This is a genomic window from Pseudomonas sp. MIL9, from assembly GCF_016887925.1.
Taxonomy (GTDB): Bacteria; Pseudomonadota; Gammaproteobacteria; order Pseudomonadales; family Pseudomonadaceae; genus Aquipseudomonas; species Aquipseudomonas mohnii.
Window position 1 is genome coordinate 1 of the sequence record NZ_JAFEHE010000052.1, and the last position, 1,614, is coordinate 1,614.

Annotated in this window: 1 protein-coding gene; it reads left to right on the top strand. The window is 54.4% G+C overall.

The genetic code is table 11. The annotated features are described in order from the left end of the window. The first annotated feature begins 79 nt into the window (after nucleotides 1-79). A complete protein-coding gene (locus JQF37_RS31175; RefSeq protein ID WP_130211655.1) occupies nucleotides 80-1,453 on the top strand; it encodes a transposase in 1,374 nt (457 codons plus the stop codon). Nucleotides 1,454-1,614 lie beyond the last annotated feature (161 nt).

Genomic DNA, 1,614 nt, shown 5'->3' on the forward strand with positions numbered 1-1,614 from the left:
ACCGATTCTGTTGAAAAAGTATCTCTCCTGTTTGGCCTGCGGCAAAATACGCTTATCGGCAGGCGGGAGGGTACGCAGCATGATGGGACAGTTATCGAGTGGACAGGATCGACTGTTTTACTCGTTCAACCTCGAAGATCACATCCCAGCTAATCACCTTCTGCGCAGCATTGATCGGTGTCTCGATCTTAGCGACATGCGCCATTACCTCGCCGATTTCTATAGCCCGATTGGGCGTCCTTCGATTGATCCTGAACTGATGATCCGCATGCTGGTCGTGGGCTATTGCTATGGCATTCGCTCCGAACGGCGGTTGTGCGAAGAGGCCCATTTGAACCTGGCGTATCACTGGTTCTGCCGGTTGAGTCTTGAGGATGAAGTACCCAATCACTCGACGTTTTCCAAGAATCGACACGGCCGTTTCCGGGACAGCGATCTGTTTCGCTGGTTGTTTAATGAAGTGCTGCGTCGCTGCATGGACGCGGGCCTGGTCAAGGGCGAAGGCTTTGCCGTGGACGCCAGCATCATCAAGGCAGATGCGAGTCGGCAGCGCGGCGTACCTGGTAATGAAGAGGTCAACTGGAGCGATCCGTCGCTCAGCACTCGTGCCGTCCGTGAGTACCTCGAAGCACTCGATGAAGAGGCGCTGGCTGAAGCACTTCCCAAGCGCTTATCGCTGACTGATCCTCTCGCCCGCTGGACGGCTGCTCCGGGTGGCCCAGCCTTTTTTGCCTACTCCACGAACTACCTGATTGATGTCGAGCATGGCGTGATCATGGACGTAGAACCGACACCGGCTCATCGAACGGCTGAGGTCGAGAGCACCAAAACCATGATTGATCGAGTCGAAGAGTTGTTCGACATCAAACCGGATCGCTTAATCGGTGACACCGCTTACGGCACAGCACCGATGCTGGCCTGGATGGTAGAAGAGAAAGATATCGAGCCACATGTGCCGGTCTGGGATAAAACAGAACGCAAGGACGACAGTTTTTCGATCAGCGACTTCCACTGGAACAAAGACGCTGAGGAGTATCGCTGTCCTGCTGGTAAGAAATTACGTAGCGAATGGCGTGCTTTCAAGAACCTGCGCTCACACGTCACGAAAGCCAACACGGTCAACTTCCGATCTAGGCAAACCGACTGCGCGATGTGTCCGATGAAAGCCAAGTGCTGCCCGAACACTGCGTTTCGTAAGATCGCCCGCAGCGTTCACGAAGCGGCTCGTGATGTGGCTCGCCGCATCGCAGGGACGCCGGAATATGTGTGCTCTCGTCACGAACGCAAGAAGGTCGAAATGTTGTTCGCCCACCTCAAGCGCATCTTGAAACTGGATCGCTTGCGATTACGTGGCATGAGTGGCGCCACCGATGAGTTCACGCTGGCGGCAGCGGTACAGAACCTGCGTCGACTGGCCAAACTTACAGCTCAAGGGCCACCCGCCACAGGATAGGTACGCCTGTTACAAGCAAAAACCCTCAAATAAACCCACTGACAAAGCAGCAACGGTCAACGAAGGACCGAAAAGCCACTTAACAGTGGTGAATAGGTTCTCAGTTGAAGGCCAAGTTCAGTGTCACGCTTCCTGAAAAACCGACTTTTTCAACAGAATCG

Bases quoted from the DNA above. Each gene is read 5' to 3' on its own strand.
- JQF37_RS31175 (WP_130211655.1), top strand. From the start codon at position 80: ATGATGGGACAGTTATCGAGTGGACAGGATCGACTGTTTTACTCGTTC.